Genomic DNA, 21,886 nt, shown 5'->3' on the forward strand with positions numbered 1-21,886 from the left:
CGAGGGGCTCAAGTGATGCTGATCCGCAAAACGCAAACTGCCGCTATCGTCGCGCTCATGGCAGCCGGCACTCTTGCCGTGTTCGCCCAGGACGCATTTACGCCGCCGGAAAATCCCCAGGACGCTATCGCCATGCGCGAGGCCCTGATGAAGGAAAACGGCGGCGTCCTGCGCGGTGCTGCCAATCTGACCGGCGCCGAAGCCGTTGCCGCCGCCCAGACGCTGCTCGACAATTACACGCAGATGCCCGCTCTGTTCCCCGAAGGGTCGGAAGGCGGCGATGCGCTGCCCGCCATCTGGGAAAATTGGGAAGCCTTCACGGCCATCATCGAAACCGGCCGGGCCGGCGCGGAAGCCGCGCTCGCCGGCGCCGAAGCCGGTGACGCCACTGCCTATGCCGCCGGCATCCAGGCCGTCATGGGCACTTGTGGCCAATGCCACCAGCAGTTCCGCTCGTAAGAGCCACGCTTTCTACCATCGCCTCCAAAGCGATTGGGCGGCCTTCGGGCCGCCCTCTTTTTTTGTCGCGGGCTGCTTAGATTGATTTCCGTCACTGGCAGTAACCACACTCCGACATGAGGGCTTGATTTCTTGGCCTTGCCCGGCCAATCTCTCGCCCATGAAGACCACGTGCACCATTACCGCCTGCATTATTACCTGCTAACGCATTGCGTGGCGGAGCGGTCTTCTTCATCCTGATACTTCATAACGGATAGAGGCTCCCCGCCAGGGCACGAACATGTCTGGCCGATAGGAAGCCTCGATGAATACGGCAAAGCCGCAGCTGCAGTTCCACAACACGCTCACCCGCTCCAAGGCGCCCTTCGTGCCCATGGACGAGACCAATGTGCGTCTTTATGCCTGCGGCCCCACGGTCTACGATTTCGCCCATATCGGCAATGGTCGCGCCGCCATCGTCTTCGATCTACTCTTTCGCCTGCTGCGCCACGTCTATGGTGCCGAGCACGTCACCTATGTTCGCAACATCACCGACGTGGACGACAAGATCAACGCCCGCGCCCTGCGTGACTATCCCGACCTGCCGCTGAACGAGGCGATCCGCAAGGTCACCGAAACCACTGCCGCGCAATATCAGAAGGACGTCGCCGCCCTGGGCTGTCTCGAGCCCAATATCCAGCCGCGGGCCACCGAGAATATCGCCGAGATGCAAGCCATGATCGCGCGCCTGCTCGCCCGCGGCAACGCCTACGAGACCAATGGCGAAGTGCTGTTCCGCACCCGGTCCATGCCCGATTACGGCCAGCTCTCTGGCCGCAATCTCGAGGACAATCTCGCGGGCGCCCGCATTGCAGTCGATGCCCACAAGGAAGATCCGGCCGATTTCGTGCTCTGGAAGCTGTCCTCGCCCGAAGAGCCGGGCTGGGACAGCCCCTGGGGGCGCGGCCGGCCGGGCTGGCACATCGAATGCTCGGCCATGTCCGAACGCTATCTGGGCCAGACCTTCGACATCCATGGCGGCGGGCTCGACCTCATCTTCCCCCATCATGAAAACGAGATCGCCCAGTCCCGCTGCGCCCATGGCTCCCACGCCATGGCCAATGTCTGGATGCATAACGGCTTCCTTCAGGTCGAAGGCCAGAAGATGAGCAAGTCGCTGGGCAATTTCTTCACCATCCACCAGCTGCTCGAAACCACCGATTTCGGCGGCCGCAAATGGCCCGGCGAAGTGCTGCGCCTGGCGATGCTGATGACGCATTATCGCGAGCCCATCGATTTTACGGTCAAGCGGCTGGAGGAGGCGGAACACATACTGATCCGGCTGAGAAGAGCAAGAAACATGGCCATGCACGCCATGGGGGGCGAGGATGTCCCTCCTTTCGCTGCTGATCGACCAATAGCTGGTGATGGAGCGTCGGGATACGACGCGGTGGTAAGATCTTTGGGAGAAGATCTCAACACAGTCGCTGCAATACAAACAATTCAAGCCTTGGCAACAGCGGTATTTGAAAGCCCTCAAAATTATGGAGCGGCGCTTGTCCAGTCCGCATTATTGCTTGGTATAAGTCTTGAACATCCGAAAGCCAGACAAGACGCAAAAGAGCTTATTGAAGACAGTGTCGCCGCCCGCCTCGCTGCCCTAAACTCCAAAAACTTTGCCGAAGCCGACCGCATCCGCAGTGACCTGGCCGAACAGGGCATCGCGCTGATGGATTACAAGGACGAGGCCGGCCAGCGCGCGACCAAGTGGGAGGTCAAACGATGACGACGGAAGCCCATGCCGGCGGATGCCAGTGCGGCGCGGTGCGGTTCCGCGTGACGCGCCTGGGTCGCCCCTCCATTTGCCATTGTCGCATGTGTCAGAAGGCGTTCGGCGGGTTTTTCGGCCCGCTGGTCACGGCCCATAACGCGATCTGGACGCGCGGCGAGCCGAAATGGTTTCAAAGCTCCAACGCCGCTCGCCGCGCCTTTTGCGGCGAATGCGGCACCCCGCTTGCCTATGAAACGCGCTTCGGGCTCGAGCTGGCCATCGGTACCTTTGACGATCCCAAGGTGGCGGCGCCCGAAATCCAGGTGAACCTGACCGATCGCCAACCCTTCTTCGGCGATCTCAGCGGCCTGCCCGAGCGCCATGAAGTCAGCGACGAATGGCGCGACTTCATGGCGGGCATCCACTCGAACCAGCATCCCGACCACGACACGACCGATTGGCCGCCAAAGGAGCAAAGCTGATGGAACGCCGCAAGATCGAGGTCAGCGGCGGTTGCCAATGCGGCGCCGTGCGCTATCACGCCACCGAAATGCTGGACAATTCGCACATCTGCCATTGCCGCATGTGCCAGAAGGCGGTGGGCAATATCTTTGCCGCCCTGGTCGCTGCGCCGCGCGAGGCCATCACCTGGACGCGTGGCGCCCCAACACGCTTCCGCTCCTCCGGCCATGTCGACCGGGGTTTTTGTGCGCAATGCGGCACGCCGCTCTTCTATGAGGACCTCAGCACCGATCGCGTCAATTTCACCATCGGCTCGCTCGATCATCCCGAGCTTTTCCCACCCGGCGCCAACACTGGCACCGAAGGCATGGTGCCCTGGTTCCAAACGCTCCTGACCATCGAAAATGGCGGCGTCACCGAGCAGCCCGGTCGCGAAGACTGGTGGAGCGGCATCAGGGCGACCAATCACCAGCATCCCGACCACGACACGGCCACCTGGCCGCCCAAGTAAGCGTCACACTTTTCTACACAGGCTCTCCCATGTCCCGCGACCGCCTCTACCTCTTCGACACGACCCTGCGCGACGGTGCCCAGACCGCGGGCATCGAATTCTCGCTCGAAGACAAGATCGCCATTGCCGGCCTGCTGGAAGACCTGGGCGTGGACTATGTTGAGGGTGGCTATCCCGGCGCCAATCCGGTGGATACCGGCTTTTTCGAAAAGAAGCGCACCAGGAAAGCCACGTTTACCGCCTTTGGCATGACCAAGCGGGCAGGGCGCTCCGCCGCCAATGATCCGGGGGTCATGGGCATCGTCAATTCTGCCGCCGATGCCGCGTGCTTCGTCGCCAAGGCCTGGGATTACCAGGTCGAGCTGGCGCTCGGCTCCACCACCGACGAGCATCTCGAAGGCATTGCCGACACCGTGCGCACCGCCGTCGCCGCCGGCAAGGAAGCTTTGATCGACCTCGAGCATTTCTTCGATGGCTACAAGGCCAATCGCGCATACGCCCTGGCCTGCGTCACCACGGCGCTGGAGGCTGGTGCGCGCTGGGTTGTGCTCTGCGACACCAATGGCGGCACCATGCCGGCCGAAGTGCGCCAGATCGTCGGTGACGTGCTCGAAGTCGCCCCGGGCGACAAGCTCGGCATCCATCCCCATGACGATACCGGCCAGGCCGTCGCCAATGCCCTTGCCGCCATCGAGGCCGGCGTGCGCCAGGTCCAGGGCACGCTCAACGGGCTCGGCGAGCGCTGCGGCAACGCCAATCTGGTGACGCTGATCCCCACGCTCGTGCTCAAGCCCTTCTATGCCGAGCGCTACGAAACCGGCATCGACGCGCCGCGCCTGGCACGGCTGACACAGATTTCGCGTGCCTTCGACGACCGACTCAATCGCGCTCCGGCGCGCCAGGCGCCCTATGTGGGCGCCTCGGCCTTTGCCACCAAGGCCGGCATCCATGCCTCCGCCCTGCTCAAGGATTTTTCCACCTATGAGCACGTGCCGCCCGAAAGCGTCGGCAATGAACGCTCGATCATGGTCAGCCAGCAGGCCGGCAGGTCCAACCTGCTGACGGCCCTCGCGCGTCACGGCATCGCCATCGAAAAGGACGATCCACGGCTTGAAAAGCTTCTGGCCACCGTCAAGGATCGTGAAGCGCGCGGCTATTCCTACGATGGAGCCGATGCCTCGTTCGCCGTTCTTGCCCGCCATACGCTCGGCACCTTGCCCGACTTCTTCCAGGTGGAAAATTATCGCGCCATGGTCGAGCGCCGGCACAATGCCATGGGCGAGGAGGTGACGGTCACCGAGGCCGTAGTCAAGATCCGCGTCGAAGGAGAGCTTCTGATGTCGGTGGCCGAGGGCAATGGCCCGGTCAACGCCCTCGATCTGGCCCTGCGCAAGGATCTGGGCGTCTATTCCAGCCGAATCGAAGATCTCGAACTGGTCGACTTCAAAGTGCGTATCCTGGACGGCGGCACGGGCGCGGTCACCCGTGTACTGGTCGAAAGCCGCGACGGCAGCGGCGAGCGCTGGGGCACGATCGGCGTGTCGCCCAATATCATTGATGCCTCGTTTGAAGCTCTGTATGAATCGATCACGTACAAGCTGTTGATAACCGAGGCGGCCTGAGGGCCGGCTCCCGTCTCATCCCCGTGGAGGGCAAACTGGCCGACACCGCTCCGAACCGTCCTCTCGCTCTGACTATCGGAGCAGCGGCAGCCACTCTTGTGATCATCCTCGGCGTCCTGTCCGGTCCGGCCCTCGTCTCCTGCTTCAACAGCGCGGATGGCATGGGCGTTTGCCTGCGCGGCAAGATGGCCGATCTGGGCCTGGCCCCGCCATTGCCCGCGCCGGCCGTGGCTGAAACCGAAGCCGCTCCGGCCACCGAGGAGGCTTCTGCCGCCGCCGTCGGTGTGGCCGCCACCGATGAAGCTGTTTCGGCAGCGCCTGAACTCGATGTCACTCCGCCGGCACCGGCCGAAGCCATCTCCGATGATGAAGCCGTGGCCGACGATGAAGCCGGCGCCATGGTCGATGCCACGTTTGGCCTGCTGCGTGCCGAGCCTGATGGCTCGGTCGTGATTGCCGGCAGCGGCACCCCCGGCAGCCAAGTTGAAGTCTTTGCCAATGGCGACCTGCTGGGGTCCGTCGAGGTTGAGCCAAGTGGCGACTGGGTGCTGGTGCCCGATGAAGGGCTAGAGCCCGGCGATCTCGAAATCACCCTGGGCGAGGAAGGCAAGACCGGCACGGCCGAGCAATCCTTCATCGTCGTGCTCAACGAGGATCGCACCACCCAGCCGCTCGTCGTGGCCAGCACGCCCGGCCAGGCCAGTGAAGTGCTCCAGGGTCTGGAGGCGCCAGATGCCGTCGTTGCCGATGCGCCGGAAGCCGCGCCGGACACGGCCGAAGCACCCATGGAAACGGCCATGGCCGAGCCCGCTGCCACCGAGCCCGCTTCCACCGAACCCACAGCCACCGAACAGACGCCTGAGCCGACTGCACCCGCCCAGCCGGAAGCCGTCCCGACGCCAGGCGCCGAACCGGCCCCAACTACAGCGCCTCTACCCGCAGACGCCCCGGCAACCGCCGTCGCCGACGTTCCGCAACCCGCTTCCGCTCCCGCCGCGACCCCGCTGGCTCGACCGGAAGAGCCGGCTCCTGCGTCGGCCGACACGCAGACGGCTCTTGCCAGCGAACCGCAACCGGCGACCCCTCCTGCCGTGGCGCCGGCTGCCGTTGCGGCCGTGCAGCCGACCATCGATGCCATCGAAGTCGATGGCCAGACCACCTTCTTTGCCGGCAGCGGTCCGGACGAGGGCGTGATCCGGCTTTACGTCGACGATGCCTTCGTCGCCGATGCCGAGGTCGATGGCGGGCGCTGGCTGGTCGAAGCCGGGCCGGTTCTCGACAAGCCCAGCCAGCGGGTGCGCGTCGATCTGATCCAGCCCCCGGAAGGCGCCGTGCTGGCCCGTGCGGAAGTCGACTTCGTCGTCGACGTTCCCGCCGATGCAGCCAATGAGATTGTCGTTGCCGACGCGCCGGCCATCTCGACGCCCGCACCGGCGGCCCAGCCCGCTCCGCTACCGGCTGCCGAGGCGCCTGCGGCCTCTTCCGCTCCGACGCCAACCCCGGAAACGGAGCCTGCCGAGGCAGTTTCTTCCGCATCGTCTGTTGCCAGCAGCCCGGCCGAGCCGACGGCTCCCGCTCAGCCCGTTGCCCCGCCGCCGGCCGCAACGCCGGCCTTAGTCGAGGCCGACCCTGCTCCGGCCGAACCGGCCGTGCCCACCATGGTGGCGGTCTCGCTGGGCGATGCCGAAGCGCAGCGCTTTGCCTCCGGCAAGGCCATCATCCGGCGTGGCGACAATCTGTGGACCATTGCCCGTCGCGTTTATGGCGAGGGCGTCAAATACACCGCCATCTATCAGGCCAATACCGGCCAGATTCGCGATCCAGACCGCATCTATCCCGGTCAGGTCTTCGATCTGCCGACCGAATAGGACGGGAACGGCGCCTCCGGGCGCCGTTTCTCCGCGCCTATTGATTTTCGCGGTGAGACCGCCCATCTTCCATCGCAAATGACCGATCAAGATCGATCCGGCGGACGTCGTCCGTCGCCTTTCCCCAGCGAGCGATGCCATGCGTGACGACGACATTGCCAACACGATGCGGGCCCTTGGCCATCCGGTGCGCCTGGAAATCCTGCGCATTCTGGCGACCCAGCAGCAGGGTCAGTGTTGCTGTGCCGATGTCACCGAAAGCTTGACGCTGGCGCAGTCCACCGTCTCCCAGCACATCAAGGTGCTGCTCGATGCCGGGCTGATCGAACGCAAGCCCCATGGTACGCGCAACCGCTATTGCATCCGCCAGGACAAGCTGGTCGAGCTGAGTTCCGCCTTCGGCGGGCTCCTGCAGGGGCTCAATCCCACCGCCAGCAAGGAAGCGGAACCGGCCTGATGCCATCCCAGAACGCTGAGAAGAAGCCGTCCGTCAGCGCGGACGAAGGCTCGATATTTTCTACCATCCGCAATTTGTGGGCCTATATGTGGCCCGATGACCGGCCCGACCTGCGTATGCGGGTCGTTCTCGCCATTGCCGCGCTTCTGGCCAGCAAGGTGGCCACGACCCTGGTGCCCTTCGCCTATAAGGGCATCATCGACAGTCTCGACGGCTCGACGCCGGACAGCGCGCTGATCCTGGGTCTTGCGGTGCCGGTGGCGCTGGTCATCGCCTATGTGCTCGGCAACATCATCGATGCCGGCTTCCAGCAATTGCGCGACGTGCTGTTTGCCAGCGTCGGCCAGCATGCGGTGCGCAAGCTGGCGCTGCAGACCTTCCACCACATGCATCGGCTGTCGCTCCGCTTTCATCTTCAGCGGCGCACCGGCGGGCTGTCCCGCGTCATCGAGCGCGGCACCAAGGGCATCGAGACAGTGGTGCGCTTCGCCATGCTCAACATCGCCCCGACAATCGTCGAGTTCGTGGTGGTGGCGATCATTTTCGTCTGGCTGTTCGGTGTGTCCTATCTGGGCGTGCTGGTGGTGATGATCTGGGCCTATCTCTACTTCACCATCAAGGCCTCGAACTGGCGCATTTCCATTCGCCGCCAGATGAACGAGAGCGATACCGATGCCAATGGCAAGGCCATCGACAGCCTGCTCAATTTCGAGACGGTGAAGTATTTCGCCAACGAAAACATGGAGGCGACGCGCTTCGACGCCGCGATGGCCGGCTATGAGCGCTCCGCCATCCGCATCTGGACCTCGCTGGGTTTCCTCAATTTCGGCCAGGCCATCATTTTCTATGGCGGCTTCCTCATCATCTCGATCATGTCGATTCTGGGCGTGATGGATGGCACCCTGACGCTGGGCGATTTCGTCCTGCTCAACACCTTCCTCATGCAGATCTACCGGCCGCTCAACTTCATCGGCTTCGTCTATCGCGAACTGCGCCAGGGCCTGACCGACATCGAGGAAATGTTCAAGCTGCTCGATCAGGACCCGGAAATCACCGACAAGCCGGGCGCCAAGCCGCTTTCGGTCACCGGCCCGGTCATCCGCTTCGAGGACGTGACCTTCCATTACGACGCCGACCGGCCGATCCTCAAAGGCGTCAGCTTCGAAGTGCCCGCCGGCAAGACCGTCGCCATTGTGGGTCCGACAGGAGCGGGCAAGTCCACCATTTCGCGCCTGCTGTTCCGTTTCTATGACGTGACGGGCGGCCGCATCACCATCGATGGCCAGGACCTGCGCGAGGTAACCCAGGAAAGCCTGCGCTCCGCGATCGGCATGGTTCCCCAGGATACGGTGCTCTTCAACGATACGATCGGCTACAATATCGAATATGGCCGTCCCGGCGCGTCCGAGGCGGAAATTCGCGAGGCTGCGAAGATGGCGCAGGTCGGCGGCTTCATCGAAGCTCTGCCCAAGGGCTATGAGACGCCCGTTGGCGAACGGGGGCTCAAGCTTTCCGGCGGCGAAAAGCAGCGCGTCGCCATTGCCCGCACCATCCTCAAGTCGCCCTCGATCCTCATCCTCGACGAGGCGACCTCCGCCCTCGACACCAAGACCGAGCGCGACATTCAGGCGGCGCTCGACGTGGTGTCGCGCAACCGCACCACCGTGGTCATCGCCCACCGTCTCTCGACCGTCGTCAATGCCGACGAGATCCTCGTCCTGCGTGATGGTCAGGTGGCAGAGCGCGGCAATCACATGGCGCTGCTGCAGCAATCGGGCCTATATGCGCAGATGTGGAACCGTCAGCGCGAAGCCAGCGAGGCGGCCGAATTGCTGGCCCGCACGCAGGAAGATCCTGATGGCTTCGTCAAGCGCGGCACCCCGGCGGCCGAATAAGTATGGCTTTGGCGGGCGGGGCGGCTAGTCTGGAGACATGATCCAGACCAGCCTTCTCCCCGCCCAAGCGGCCCACAGGCCGCTCATCGCCAATCTGATTCAGCTTTACCTCTACGACATGACCGAGTTCATGCCGTTTCCGGTAGGGCCGGACGGACGGTTCGAATACGGCTTTCTCGACCGGTTCTGGCGCTTTCCCTATCTCATCCTCGTCGACGGCGAGATTGCCGGCTTTGCGCTCGTCGTCGATCAATGCCCGCTGACCGGGCGCAGCCCCTGTTTCTTCATGGCCGAGTTCTTCGTGCTCAAGGCCTATCGGCGCCATGGCGTCGGCCGGGCCGCGCTGGAACAGGTCCTGGCCGCCCATCCGGGGCCCTGGCATATCGCCGTGCCGCTTGCCAATCGGACCGGGCAGGGCTTCTGGGCAAAAGCCCTTGGCAATGCCTGCACGACGCCGCGGGACATTCATTTCGACGGGGATGACTGGACCCTATTTGCTTTTCACGCCCTTTCTTCCCCCACCGCGCTGTGATCAAATCGCGCTGACATCCTGCGGGGGCGGGAGGCTTTTGAGCGGTGAGATGTGACCAGCGCCGAACTTTCCAGCCAGGATCAACCATTGCGCCGCCCGAGCGGGCCCAAAGGCCTGCCGGTAATCGGGCATCTTCTGGAAATGAGCCGGGACACGCTGGGCTTTTTCGAGCGCAGCGCCCGTGACCATGGCGACATGACCGCGATCAGCGTCGGCGGCTTTCCCGCTGTCATCGTCAATCATCCCGACCTCATCGAGCAGGTTCTGGTCAAGCAGAACGAACATTTCACCAAGAACCGGGTGTTCTGGCGCCAGCTCGAAGCGCTGATGGGCAATGGCCTGTTCGTGGCCGAGGATGCCGAATGGCAGCGCCAGCGCAAGCTTGCGGCACCTGCTTTCGCCACCATACCCTTGGGCTCCTATGGTCCGCACATGGTGGCGCTGACCGAGCGCAAGCTGGACGCCTGGCAGGATGGCCAGGTCGTCGACATGCATCGCGAGATGATGGCCCTGGGCCTGCAGATCGCTGCGCGTACCCTGCTCGACGCCGACGTCACCGACGATCTCGAAGCCATGGAACAGGCCGCCTATTGGGTGATCGACGAGGTGGCGGCCCGTTTTTCCAGGCCCCTGGTCGTGCCCGACTGGGTGCCCTTGCCCGGTCATCGGCGCTATCTCAAGGGCATCGCCCATCTCGAACGCATGGTCTATCGCGTCATTGCGGACAATCGGACAGGCAAGAATGCGTCGGCAGGCTTCCTGTCTCTGCTGATGGCGGCGCGCGACGAGCAAGGCCGCCCCATGACTGACAAGGCCCTGCGCGACCAGATCTGCAACATGCTGCTGGCGGGCTACGAAACCTCCGCGCTCAGCATGGCCTATGGCTTTCACCTGCTCGGCCAGCATCGCGATATCCAGGCCGAAATTGCCGCCGAAGTCGAAGCCGTTGCTCCCGGCCGCGCCGTCACCCCGGACGATCTGCCCCATCTCAAGCATACCGAGCGGGCGGTCATCGAAATGCTGCGCCTCCTGCCGCCCGGCTGGGCCATCGGCCGCGAGGCCCGGCGCGATGTGCGCATCGGCGACTATGCCATTGCAAAGGGCACGACCGTGATCCTCAGCCCCTGGATCACCCAGCGCGATCCGCGCTATTTCGAGGACCCGCTCGCTTTCCGGCCGGATCGGTGGGCAGGCGATTTCCGCCGCCAGCTACCGCGCTTTGCCTATTTCCCGTTTGGCGGCGGCCCCAGGATCTGCATCGGCAATCGCTTCGCCATGATGGAAGCGATGCTGCTCCTGGCCACGATTGCCCGCCGCTTCGATGTCGAATGGCTGTCCGACCGGCCGGTGAGTTTTCTGCCCTCGATTACCTTGCGGCCCGTCGGGGGGATCTGGGTTCGTCTGCATCGCCGAAATCCGTCGCGCTAGGCGGCAGGCGCTCTGAGACATAGGGGCCCGGCACAAGCGTCGCCATTTCTCCGGCAAAGCGAACCAGCACCGCGTTGAACAGCTCCGGATGCGACAGGAAACCCGTGTGCCCCGCGCCCTCGATAACGTGCTGGCGACCGCTCCAGAGATTGGCATAGGCGATGGTGTCGAGATAATTGAGCCGCATCACCCGGTCATGGCTGCCATTGATCATGGCAATGGGCACCGGGGAGGTTTCCACCACACGCCGCTGGTTGCTGATGCCGCCGTGGAGCAGGCTATTGCTGGTTTCCGGGCGCATCCGCCCATCGGCGCGCAGGATGGCCGCGAAGTGCAGGCCGTCCGGATTCGGGCCGAAACACAATTCCTGCCATTTGAGCGCATCGCGCGTGGTGAACACCGCCTTCTTGGCCAGAAGCATGTCGGGATGGGCCTGGAAAGCCCGAAGCAGCGCCAGCGGACCGCGCGAGACCGGCGGCGCGCCGATATCGACCACCCCGGCCAGCCGCTCGGGAAAGCGTTCCATCATCTCTATGGCGATATGCCCGCCCAGCGACCAGCCGACGACGAGCGCCTTGGGCAGGCGCAGGAAATTCATCACGTCGAGCGTGGTATTGGTCAGCGCGCGCACCGAGTATTGCGCCTTGGGGTCGGTGGCGTCGTCGGATGCGCCATGTCCGGGCAGGTCGAAGGCGATCATTCGAAACCGGCTCGTCAGCTCGGGAGAGAACTGATGCTCGAACACTTCCTTGCTGCCGCCCACGCCGTGAACCATGACGATGGGAAGGCCGGGGCCGCCGCTGTCCCGATAGCCGATCACGCCGCTGGCAAGGCGCATCGTTTCGCAAGCGACAGTCATGGCATGGCTCCTTTATCAGAAGGCCATGATGCACCTTAACTCTGTAGGAGCGGTTTCCACGCTCGGTTAAGATGTAGTGGATTTTATGGGAACAGGTGAAATCGTGGGGGAATTATCGCATGGAACTGGTCTTTGATATCCTGGTGACGCTGGTCGGAGGCGCCGTTGTCGGCGCCTATATCTGGTCGGTCCGCAATCACTTCAAATCCGACATCATGCCGCCCGGAGCGCGGGTGATTGCTGCCGGGGTCACTACTTCCACCATCCTCATGCTGGTGCTCACCTGGTTCACCACGCAGCCTCAGCTGGCGCAGGTGGTGGGTCTGGTGATCCAGCTGTTCAGCGTCTGGATCTTCGTTGCCGCCATTCAGGCCTCGCGCAAGGCGCGGCTGCGCTTCGTCTTCGATCCCGAGCACCCCCATTCGCTGGTGGAGCAGGGGCCCTACCGGCTGGTGCGCCACCCGTTCTACGTGTCCTATTCCATATTCTGGTTCGGCTGGGCCGTGGCCACCTGGTCCATCTGGGCCGTCCCCAGCGTTGTGATCCTGCTCTGGCTCTATATCGCCGCAGCCCGGCAGGAGGAGCAGAACTTCGCGGCCTCCCCGCTTTCCGAACAATATCGGGCCTATCGCAGCCGCACCGGCTTTTTCCTGCCGCGCCTGGGCTGATTGGGGCGTCCGCCCAATAGAAAAGGCCCGCATCGCTGCGGGCCTTTTCTTTTTGCGGAGGGCGGGTTCTACTCGGCTGCGTCGCGCCGGCTGACCACCGTCACGCCATTGGCTTCCTTGGTTTCCTTGAGGCCCGCATCCTTGGAGACGATGTAGCGCTTGGCGCTGTCGGCATCCTCGGGCACTTCCACGGCCATGCCGTCGAAGCCTGCCGGCGCCGCCATTTCCGGGCGACGGCGGAACGGGCTGGAAACCCAGCCACCCATCGCGCCGAACAGGCCGCCCAGCCACTTCATCTGCTTCCACATCACGGCCGGGGCCGTGATCATCACTGGCACCATGACCAGGGTCAGGGCGGTGGAGAAGAAGAGTCCCGACACCAGCGCTGCCGACAGGTGGATGAACCAGGATCCGGCCAGGCCGCCCACCACGATTTCGCGGCGGATGAAGTCGAACTCCACATTGGCCCACATCGGGATCACGCCCAGGGCCGTGAGGAAGGCGGTGAGCAGCACCGGACGGACACGCTGGCTGACGGTGAGCAACATGGCGGTCACCGCTTCCACGTTCTGGTGGCGGTAATAATCGTTATAGGTGTCGATCAGCACGATGCCGTTCTTCACCACGATACCCGCCAGCGCCACGATGCCCAGGCCGGTCATGATCGCCGAAAAGCTCATCCCGGTGATCAGCATGCCCAGAAGCACGCCCGCTACCGACATGATGACCGTCGAGAGCGTCACCATTACCTGGTAGAAGCTGTTGTACTCCAAAAGCAGGATGAAGAAGATCAGCGCCATGGCCATCAGCATGGCCTGCCCGATAAAGGCATTGGCGTCGCCCATCTGCTCCTCGGCGCCGCCAAAGGCCACCGTCACCGTCTCGGGGAAATTCTGATCGGCGATCCAGGACTGCAATTCCTGCACCTTGTTGGCGGCAAAGACGCCTTCGGGCAGGTTGGTCAGCCCGGCAGCCACCGGCATCGTGTAGACCTGGTTGCGACGCTGGATATTGGCGACCTTGGGCACGGCCCTGCGTTCGATGAAGTTCGACACCGGAACCAGTCCCTGCGCGGTGGCGATGCGCATGGAATCCAGCGCGTCGAACGTGCGCTCTTCCTGGGGCAGGCGGACCCGGATGTCGAGTTCGTCGCCGGTCTCGGCATCGCGATAGGTGCCCAGCTTCACCCCGGAGGTGATCAGCTGCACATAGGGCGCCAGCTCACGCACACCGATGCCATAGGTGCCCGCTTCGGCACGGTCGATGGTGACCTGCCAGTCGATGCCGGGGGAGGGGCGCCCGTCTTCGATGTCCACCGCTTCCGGCCAGCTCTCCAGCTCGTTGCGGATCGCCGTCACCACCGGAACCAGATCGTCGTAATTGGTGCTTTCCACCCGCAGGTTGATGTCCTTGCCGGCCGGGGGGCCGTTTTCGGCCGCCAGGAGCTGGATATCGAGGCCGGCAAAACCGGCGACGCGGCCACGGATGTCGGCAAAGATCTGCTCTGCCGGAACGCGATGGTTCCAGTTGGTGAATTGCAGCTGGAAATTGCCGATCGTGTCCGGCGGTGTCGTGCCGAAGGCGCCGGTCGAGCCGAACTGCATGATCACGTCCTGGATGCCATGCACCTGCAGCAATTCGCTTTCGATCTCCACCATCATGTCGCGGATTTCTTCCGGCGAATAATTGCCGCGACCCACCACGGCCACCGTGGCGAATTCCGGCTCGGAAGCGGGGAAGGCCTCGGTGCCGGTGGGATTGGCCGCATAGGTCGTGAAGATCGCAACGATCAGCCCGAACCCCACCGCCAAAGTCGGCAGCGGCCAGTGCAGCAGCTTGTCCATGATCCGCACATAGATGCCGGTCAGACCGGTCACCTTGTTGACCGCGAACTTGTCCGGATACATCACCACGTCGGCCTTTTCCTTGGCCTTCTGGTCCACATGGGTGGAGGCGATGATCGAGCCGATCACCGGCATGAAGATCAATGCGGAGATGAACGAGGCAATCATGACGATGATCACGATCATCGGTAGGTAGCTCATGAACTTGCCGATGATGCCCGGCCAGAACAGCAGGGGCACGAAGGCACCCAGCGTCGTGGCCGTCGCACCCACCACGGGCACGAACATCTTGCGCATGGCCATGATGAAGGCTTCCCGCTTGGGCACACCTTCCTGCAGCTTTCGCTCGGCATATTCGACCACCACGACGGGGTCGTCCACCAGCACGCCCACCGCGATCACGAGGCCGAACATCACCATCATGTTGATGGTCATGCCCAAGGCGCTGGCGACGAGGAACGCCATCATGAAGGACAGCGGAATGGAAAGGCCGATCATCAGGGCCGGGCGCACGCCCAGCGTCGCGATACAGGTGATCAGCACCAGCGCCACCGCGGTCAGCACTGCCGCTTCCAGCGAGCGGAAGAGGGCGGTCGTGGTTTCGGCCTGGTCGAGGAAGAACGAATAGGTCACCCCTGTCGGCCAGTCCTGGGCGGCCTCTTCGGTCACGGCCCGCACCTTGTCCGACACGTCGATTATATTGGTGCCCAGCTTCTTGGAGACACTGAGGATCAGCGCCGGCGAGCCGTTGACCTGGGTATATTCGGTGGCATCGGCCAGCGTCCGGGTAATGGTGGCGACCTGGCCGAAGGTGACGATGGTATTGCCATCGGTCTTGAGCGGCAGGTTGTAGATGTCCTCGGCCGTCGTGATGAGGCCGGGCACTTCGATGTTGAATGAGCCCTGTCCGGTATTGAGCGTACCGCCGGGGACCACCATGTTGTTGCGCGACAGCGCATCGAAAAGCTGGTTGGCGGTGAGGCCATAGGCTTCGAGGCGCAGCAGGTCGACCCGCACTTCGAGCTGTTCCTGACGTGCGCCCGAAAGAGCGGCTTCGCGCACCTCGCCGATGCCTTCCAGGGCATCCTGCAATTGCTCGGCGCGACGGACGAGTTCCTTTTCGGGCGCCGATCCATAGACGGCCACCGAGATGATCGGCATGCCGACGAGATCGATTTCATTGACGGTCGGATCGTTGGCGTCGGTGGGCAGCTTCGCCTTGACCGCGTCCATGCGGGCGCGCGTGTCCTGCAGCGCCTGATCCTTGTCGGTATTGATGTCGAATTCGAGGAAGACCGAGGCGTGGCCGGTGGTCGAGGTCGAGCTGATGTTCTGCAGGCCCGGCAGGTTGGCCAGTTCTTCCTCGGCCGGCTTTGCCAAAAGGTTTTCCGCGTCGCGCGGCGATACCCCCGTCTGGCTGATCGAGACGTAGAGATATGGTACGTCGATCGCCGGGAAGCTTTCCTTGGGCATGGCCGTATAGGCGCCGGCGCCAGCCACCAGGATGATCGCCATGATCGTCATGACGACACGCGGCATCCTGAGGATTCGTTCGATGAAGTCGAGCATCGCGAATGATCCTTAGCTGGCTGTGGCTTCAGCGGTGGCAGCAGGGCTGGCCTCCACGCGCTGACCGGCGGTGACGTTTTCCTGGCCCACCGTAATCACATTGGCGCTGATCGGCAGGCCGGTGACCCAGACACCCTGGCGGGTGTCGCTGACGATGGTGATCGCGTGGAAGGCAACGACGCCGTCCTCGACCGTGCGCACGCCCAGCACACCCTCGTCGTCGAGCGTCAGCACCGATTGCGGCAGCAGGTGGCCCGGGGCGGTCCCGATGCTCACCACGGCTTCGGCAGTCACGCCATCTCGGATCGCGTAATCGTCGTTGGGAATCTCGATCTCGGCGCGGAAAGCGCGGGTGGCATTGTCGGCGACCGAGGAGATGTACGTCACCTTGCCCTCGACCGTCTGGCCGGTCACGGTTTTGATATTGGCCTCGAGCCCGGTGCGGGCCAGCCCGATATGGGCCTCGGGCACCATGCCGGTAAAGACGATCGGATTGAGCTGGACGATGGTGGCGCAGGGCGAGCCGGCATTCAGCATGGAGCCGGCAATGGCCAGCGGATCCTGGACGAGGCCGGCAACCTTGGCCTTGATTTCAGTGCGGGCCAGTTCCGCCCGGGCATTGTCGAGGCCGACCTGCGCCTGGCTGAGCCCGGCGCGGGCCTGGGCCAGGGCTGCATCGCTGGCCTGTGCGGAATTGGCCGGGGCGAGGCCGCGATTGCGCAGGTCCACATTCGTGTCAAAGCTCAGCTGTGCCTGGGCAAGGCCGGCTTCTGCCTGGGCAACGCCGGCTTCCGCCTGGGCAACGGCAGCAGCGCGGGTACCCTGGTCGAGGGTGCACAGAAGGTCGCCTGCGGCAACGCGCTGGCCCTTGGTGACGTGAACCACATCGACAGTGCCGGCGGTTTCGGCGACGGCCGGCACGCTGGCCTTGGCCTCGGTGCGGCCGCGCAGAGGCACCTCGATGGGCATTGGCTGGGCGGTAAAGAGCTGCGTGCGGACACTCTGCAGGGGCGCATTGGCGCCGGTCGTGGCTTCATTGCGCTGGGCAATGGTCAGTGCCGGGTCGACCTCGGGGGCATGGTGCTCGGCCATCAGGCCGGAATTTTCGAGAGCACTGGCAATCGGGCCATGCTCCTGGCCCTCGACAACCGAAATCAGCGGTCGCTCGCCATTGCCGGGACCCTGACCGCCCTGAACCAGGGTTCCCGTCATGAACCAGGCACCTGCCAGAAGCAGGATTCCGAAAGCCAGACCGTAGGAAAACAATACACGCATTGAAATATGCCCCTTATTCCGCCGCGTCCTGACGCGGCTCGGCTCGCGCCATTGTGATCAGCTCATGCATATGGGTGCGGAAATGTTGCTCCGCAAGCTCGAGCACCACCCGCCCATATTCGATGACCCATCGATCTCCGGGGGTGGTTTCATATTCTCGCGCCGCCTCATCCAGCCGCTTGCGGCCCTCGACCTGGCGATTGAGAAATTCGGTGCAGCGCTGCTCCACCAGCTCGCGCGGCAGGATATGCGCAAAGCGTGCAAACAGCAGGAAGGGGCTGCGGAACATGTCTTGCCCCAGCGGTTCGGACAGATGGTCGGCGAATGCCCGACGGCCCGCTTCCGTAATGGCGTAGACCTTGCGCGCAGGCTTGCCGTCCTGCTGCTCGGTGCGGCTGGTCACCAGTCCATCGGCTTCAAGCTTGGCCAGCGCCGGATAGATCGAGCCGTAGCTCGCCTCGACGAAATAGGCGAATTCTTCCTCGGTGCACATCTTGCGGATGTCGTAGCCGCTCGCTTCCCCATTATAGAGGATCGAAAGGCAGAGCGTTCTCACGTTCATTGGCATCGTCCGACATATGATTGTCCGATATATGTCGGGGCTATATATGCCGGGCGAGAATATCGCAAGTCAAAGCTGCGCGGGACGCCGCAAGTCAGTTAAGCGCTGATTGCACGGATGCACCTTAAGTGATGCAAAAGCGGCGAGGGAGCCGTCGCCGCGCATGGCTGCTGCGACAAATGCTCCTAGTCGAGCAGAAGGCGCATCTCTGTCGCGGCCTGCTGCGCCAGCTCCAGACTGGCCGCGGCCACGAAATAAGGGTTGAGGAAGCCCTGCGTGCCCTTGCCATAGCCCATGCTCGCGCCATCCAGCGTCACCACGGCGCCGCCGGCCGCTTCAAGCACGGCTTGGCCGGCTGCGGTATCCCATTCGCAGGTCGGGGTAAAGCGGGGGTAAAGCTGCGCTTCGCCACGCGCCAGCAGGCAGAACTTGAGCGAGGAGCCCACCGATACGTCGCTCTCGACGTCCAGCGTCCGGCAGAGCCGTTCGAGTGCCTCATGGCCATGCGAGCGGCTTGCGACGATGCGCAGGCGCTCGCGCGACCCCACCCGGATCGGCTGGCGCGGACCAACGACGCCATCGGTCACAATGGTGCTCCAGGCACCCTCGGCATCACCGACGAACACCTCGCCCGTAGCCGGCGCCAGCACGACCCCCATGATCGGCCGGCCATTCTCGACGAGCCCGATATTGACGGTGAATTCGCCATTGCGCTTGATGAATTCCTTGGTGCCATCGAGCGGGTCGACGATGAAATAACGCCTCCCCAGTTCCGGCACGATGCCGGCGGCCACGCTTTCCTCGCCCAGCACAGGCAGGCCGCTGGGCGCCAGCCGGGCAATGATCACCGCCTCGGCAGCCGCATCGGCCTCGGTCACGGGAGAGCCGTCGCTCTTGGTCTGGACGTCGATGGGCCGGTGATAGACGGCGCAGATCACCGCCGCCGCTTCGATGGCAGCCTCGATTGCCAGCGCCGTCAGGGACAGGGCAGGGGCCGTCTCCATCGCCTGGCTCATCGCGCCGCGCCGATCACCACGTCCAGCCCCAGATCCAGCGGCTTGGCGCCCATGGTGATCTGGCTGGTCGAAATATAATCGACGCCGGTTTCCCCGATCGAGCGCACCCGGTCGAGCTTCACCCCGCCGGAGGCTTCGAGACGCGCCCGCCCGGCATTGATCGCCACTGCCTGCCGCAAAGTGTCATTGTCCATGTTGTCGAGCAGCACGATCCGTGCGCCTGCGGCCAGAGCTTCCTCAAGCTCGGCCAGCGTGGTCACCTCGATTTCGATGGCCACGAGATGCCCGGCAAAGGCCTCGGCCGCGGCATAGGCCGCGGTCACGCTCCCCGCGACGGCAATGTGGTTGTCCTTGATCAGGATCGCGTCGTTGAGCGCATAGCGATGATTGGCGCCCCCGCCGCAGCGGACGGCATATTTCTCGAACGCCCTGAGGCCCGGCGTCGTCTTGCGCGTATCGCAGATGCGCGCCCCAGTGCCTTCGACGGCATCCGCATAAATCCGCGTCAGGGTGGCGATGCCGCTCAGATGATTGAGAAAGTTCAGCGCCACGCGCTCGGCTGACATCACCAGCCGGGCCGGGCCCTCGACCTCGGCGACGATACCCCCGGCGGCGATCCGCTCGCCATCGGCGACCTTTGGGGTAAAGCGCACGCCATCGCCTACCAGCCGAAAGGCGGCCGCGGCGAGATCGAGCCCGGCAATGACGCCCGGCTCGCGCGCCGAAAGGCTCGCTTTGGCCCATGCCTCTGGCGACAGTGTCGCCTGGCTGGTCAGATCGCCGGCCAGGCCCAGGTCTTCCTCGAGCGCGGCGGCGACGGCCCGCTCTATCGTGAGGCGCGGCAAGTGAGCGGGCAGGGCATTCATGGCGGGCTCGGCGGCAGGAGGGATGATGCGGGTGCTTTACGCTCCGCTCCCGCCACTGGCAACCGCCCGCCGGGGCATGCTTTTGCGGCGAGGGGGCCTATCGCAACAAACTCTGCCCCCCGTCGATCCACACCGGCGTGCCGGTAACATGGCGCGATGCGTCCGAGCACAGGAACAGGATCACGTCCGCCACGTCCTCGGCCTTGCCCGGCTCGCCCCCGGTCAGGGGAATGTCGCCCTCGGGAAACTCCACCGGAATGCCCGATTTGTCGCTGTCGCGCTCTTCGGTATTGTCGTCGATCTGGCTTTCGATGGCGCCGGGGCAAACCGCGTTGATGCGGATCTTGCGCTGGCCCAGTTCCAGCGCCAATTGCTGGGTCATGGCAACCTGCGCCGCCTTGGTCGCGGAATAGGCGCTGGCGCCCGGTGAGGTGAAGGTACGTGTGCCATTGATCGAGGACACGACCACGATCGCCCCACCGCCGGCCTTTTCCAATTCGGGCACGGCGTGGTGGATGGTCAGGTACGTACCCTTGAGGTTGATGTTGATCGTCTGGTCCCATTCCTCGGGCGTCAGTGTTTCAATCGGGGCCCAGACACCATTGATCCCGGCATTGGCGACCACGATGTCCAGCTGGCCGAAGCGTTCCACGCTATCGGCCACCAGCTTCTTCATGGCGGCGTCATCGGAGATGTCGGCAGTGGTGGCCCAGGCCTTGCCGCCCGCCTTTTCGATCTCGGCAGCGGTGGCATCCACTTCCTTCTGGGTGCGGCTCATCACCACCACGGCGGCGCCTTCGCGCGCCAGTGCCGTTGCCGTCGCCTTGCCGATTCCCGATCCGGCGCCAGTCACCAGCGCCACCTTGCCGTTCAATGCAGCCATTGCCCATTCTCCTTGCTGTTGCAGGACGCAACGCGGCAAACGGGCAATGGTTGAGTGCTTCAGTATTGCGGGGTCAGTTTGTCGCCGTCGATGATCGCACGCGTCAGGCTGCCGCTGGGCGGATAGAGCGGGATAAGGCAGGCCTGCAGCGCGTGGTAGATGTCCGGCTTGCCCACGAACAGGCGCGAGGTCGGCGTCAGGTCTTCCTTGAGCTCGCTGGTCCAGCCGCCCCGCGCATGGTCGATGACGTGGTTCTCGGCAAAGTCCCAGAGCTTTCTATACCAGTGCTGGTAATAGGGATTGTTGTCATAGGCGCCGATAAAGGCCGCCGCCCCAATCGCCTCGGCCACCGGCCACCACAGCTTCTCGCGCATGATCGGCTGGTTGTCCCAGTCCAGCGTATAGAAGAAGCCGCCATGGGTCTTGTCCCAGCCCAGCTCGATTGCATTGCGGAACAGGCCCCGCGCCGCCTCGGTCATCCAGCCATGTTCCTTGCGGCCCAGAACGAACAGCTGGAACAAAAGCCGCGACCATTCAAGCGCATGGCCCGGCGTGGTGCCGGAGGGGCGGAACATTTCCGAGCCCTTGAAGCCCTTGTCGAGGCTCCAGTCCTCGTGGAAATGCTCGGCCACCCGGTGGTCGAGGCCCACCGCATTGCGCCGGATGATCAGGTCCGCGATGCGCGAGGCCTTGACCACGTAGTCCTGGTTGCCGGTCGCCTCAAAGGCCGCCATCAGCGCCTCGGTGAGGTGCATGTTCGAATTCTGCCCGCGATAGGTACTGATCTGGCTCCAGTCATTGCCGAATTCTTCGCGGACCGCGCCCACCTTCTTGTCCCAGAAGCGGGTCTCGATCACCTCGGTGGCGTCGGCGATAACCTTGTCGGCCAGCGGGTGGTTCACGAGCTTTGCGCTCGAGGCAGCCAGCAGCACGAAGGCATGGCCATAGGCCTGCTTGCTGCCATCGGTCGTGCCGTTATCGTCAAGCGACCACACATAGCCGCCATGGCGGGCATCGCGATGCTTCTCCCACAGATAGCGCATGCCGTGATCGATCAGTTCGTCCGAGCCGGGGCGCCCCAGCAGGCTGCCGATCACCGCGCAATGGATCATGCGCGTCGTGACATGGATCTGGCGAATACTGTTCTCGGGATTGAGCGGCTCGCCATCGTCGCTCAGCTCGTAAAATCCACCCTTGGGATTGATCGAGGCCGCCTCGAAGAAGTCGAACAGATTATTCGCTTGCCGCATCAGGTATTGCCGGTGAAACGGCCGGTTTTGCCAGGGTGCGGCATTGGTTACGGGCAGGGCAAATTCAGCGTCGCTCATCATGGCTCCCTCCGGGGACGGCCCCGGCTCAA

19 protein-coding genes are annotated in these 21,886 nt (G+C 63.8%); 11 read left to right on the forward strand and 8 right to left on the reverse strand.

Features of this window, described 5'->3' with window-relative positions:
• The first annotated feature begins 15 nt into the window (after window positions 1-15).
• The 10 genes from VE26_RS16975 to VE26_RS03470 all read left to right on the forward strand — a co-directional run bounded on the left by VE26_RS16975 (window position 16) and on the right by VE26_RS03470 (window position 10,984).
• Window positions 16-459 carry a c-type cytochrome gene (locus VE26_RS16975; RefSeq protein ID WP_052715634.1) on the forward strand — a complete coding sequence of 148 codons (444 nt, stop codon included), beginning with the start codon at window positions 16-18 and terminating at the stop codon, window positions 457-459.
• Between the two features lie 304 nt (window positions 460-763).
• On the forward strand, window positions 764-2,224 hold the full coding sequence (gene cysS, locus VE26_RS03430; protein ID WP_046103771.1) for a cysteine--tRNA ligase: 1,461 nt from the start codon (window positions 764-766) through the stop codon (window positions 2,222-2,224).
• Window positions 2,221-2,691 carry a GFA family protein gene (locus VE26_RS03435; RefSeq protein WP_046103772.1) on the forward strand — a complete coding sequence of 157 codons (471 nt, stop codon included), beginning with the start codon at window positions 2,221-2,223 and terminating at the stop codon, window positions 2,689-2,691. The genes cysS and VE26_RS03435 overlap by 4 nt, the downstream gene beginning before the upstream one ends.
• Complete coding sequence (locus tag VE26_RS03440; RefSeq protein ID WP_046103773.1) at window positions 2,691-3,182, forward strand: GFA family protein; 492 nt, start codon at window positions 2,691-2,693, stop codon at window positions 3,180-3,182. The genes VE26_RS03435 and VE26_RS03440 overlap by 1 nt, the downstream gene beginning before the upstream one ends.
• Before the next feature lie 29 nt (window positions 3,183-3,211).
• A complete protein-coding gene (gene cimA, locus VE26_RS03445) occupies window positions 3,212-4,804 on the forward strand; it encodes a citramalate synthase (protein WP_046103774.1) in 1,593 nt (530 codons plus the stop codon).
• 98 nt (window positions 4,805-4,902) lie between these two features.
• A complete protein-coding gene (locus VE26_RS16980) occupies window positions 4,903-6,672 on the forward strand; it encodes a LysM peptidoglycan-binding domain-containing protein (RefSeq protein ID WP_052715635.1) in 1,770 nt (589 codons plus the stop codon).
• 139 nt (window positions 6,673-6,811) lie between these two features.
• Window positions 6,812-7,129, forward strand: a complete 318-nt coding sequence (locus VE26_RS03455) for an ArsR/SmtB family transcription factor (protein ID WP_046103775.1) — start codon at window positions 6,812-6,814, stop codon at window positions 7,127-7,129.
• Window positions 7,129-9,024, forward strand: a complete 1,896-nt coding sequence (locus tag VE26_RS03460) for an ABCB family ABC transporter ATP-binding protein/permease (RefSeq protein ID WP_046103776.1) — start codon at window positions 7,129-7,131, stop codon at window positions 9,022-9,024. Before VE26_RS03455 ends, VE26_RS03460 begins: the two co-directional genes overlap by 1 nt.
• A 37-nt stretch (window positions 9,025-9,061) precedes the next feature.
• The gene (locus VE26_RS03465) at window positions 9,062-9,556 is read left to right on the forward strand and encodes a GNAT family N-acetyltransferase (protein WP_052715636.1); all 495 of its coding nucleotides are present in this window, start codon (window positions 9,062-9,064) and stop codon (window positions 9,554-9,556) included.
• Window positions 9,557-9,607: 51 nt separating this feature from the next.
• A complete protein-coding gene (locus VE26_RS03470; RefSeq protein ID WP_052715637.1) occupies window positions 9,608-10,984 on the forward strand; it encodes a cytochrome P450 in 1,377 nt (458 codons plus the stop codon).
• Here VE26_RS03470 and VE26_RS03475 read toward each other — a convergent pair.
• Window positions 10,923-11,843 (reverse strand): alpha/beta fold hydrolase, encoded by a 921-nt coding sequence (locus VE26_RS03475; RefSeq protein WP_084619917.1) that lies wholly within the window; start codon window positions 11,841-11,843, stop codon window positions 10,923-10,925. The genes VE26_RS03470 and VE26_RS03475 overlap by 62 nt on opposite strands.
• Window positions 11,844-11,962: 119 nt before the next feature.
• Between VE26_RS03475 and VE26_RS03480 the strand changes: the two genes are divergently transcribed.
• On the forward strand, window positions 11,963-12,511 hold the full coding sequence (locus VE26_RS03480; RefSeq protein WP_052715639.1) for a methyltransferase family protein: 549 nt from the start codon (window positions 11,963-11,965) through the stop codon (window positions 12,509-12,511).
• 68 nt (window positions 12,512-12,579) lie between these two features.
• Here the strand turns inward: VE26_RS03480 and VE26_RS03485 are convergent, their stop codons facing one another.
• The 7 genes from VE26_RS03485 to VE26_RS03515 all read right to left on the reverse strand — a co-directional run bounded on the left by VE26_RS03485 (window position 12,580) and on the right by VE26_RS03515 (window position 21,854).
• Window positions 12,580-15,924 carry an efflux RND transporter permease subunit gene (locus VE26_RS03485; protein WP_052715640.1) on the reverse strand — a complete coding sequence of 1,115 codons (3,345 nt, stop codon included), beginning with the start codon at window positions 15,922-15,924 and terminating at the stop codon, window positions 12,580-12,582.
• A 12-nt stretch (window positions 15,925-15,936) separates the two neighbouring features.
• Complete coding sequence (locus VE26_RS03490; protein WP_052715641.1) at window positions 15,937-17,199, reverse strand: efflux RND transporter periplasmic adaptor subunit; 1,263 nt, start codon at window positions 17,197-17,199, stop codon at window positions 15,937-15,939.
• 13 nt (window positions 17,200-17,212) lie between these two features.
• Entirely contained in the window at window positions 17,213-17,761 is a 549-nt protein-coding gene (locus tag VE26_RS03495; protein WP_046103777.1) for a PadR family transcriptional regulator, read from the reverse strand.
• 185 nt (window positions 17,762-17,946) lie between these two features.
• The gene (gene cysQ / locus VE26_RS03500; protein ID WP_046103778.1) at window positions 17,947-18,777 is read right to left on the reverse strand and encodes a 3'(2'),5'-bisphosphate nucleotidase CysQ; all 831 of its coding nucleotides are present in this window, start codon (window positions 18,775-18,777) and stop codon (window positions 17,947-17,949) included.
• Window positions 18,774-19,643 carry a carboxylating nicotinate-nucleotide diphosphorylase gene (nadC, locus tag VE26_RS03505; protein WP_046103779.1) on the reverse strand — a complete coding sequence of 290 codons (870 nt, stop codon included), beginning with the start codon at window positions 19,641-19,643 and terminating at the stop codon, window positions 18,774-18,776. The genes cysQ and nadC overlap by 4 nt, the downstream gene beginning before the upstream one ends.
• A 97-nt stretch (window positions 19,644-19,740) precedes the next feature.
• Window positions 19,741-20,526: an SDR family oxidoreductase gene (locus VE26_RS03510; RefSeq protein WP_046103780.1), complete on the reverse strand. Its 786-nt coding sequence runs from the start codon at window positions 20,524-20,526 to the stop codon at window positions 19,741-19,743.
• 59 nt (window positions 20,527-20,585) lie between these two features.
• On the reverse strand, window positions 20,586-21,854 hold the full coding sequence (locus VE26_RS03515; RefSeq protein WP_046104973.1) for an AGE family epimerase/isomerase: 1,269 nt from the start codon (window positions 21,852-21,854) through the stop codon (window positions 20,586-20,588).
• Window positions 21,855-21,886 lie beyond the last annotated feature (32 nt).

Origin of the sequence: Devosia chinhatensis (genome assembly GCF_000969445.1) — a bacterium.
Taxonomy (GTDB): Bacteria; Pseudomonadota; Alphaproteobacteria; order Rhizobiales; family Devosiaceae; genus Devosia; species Devosia chinhatensis.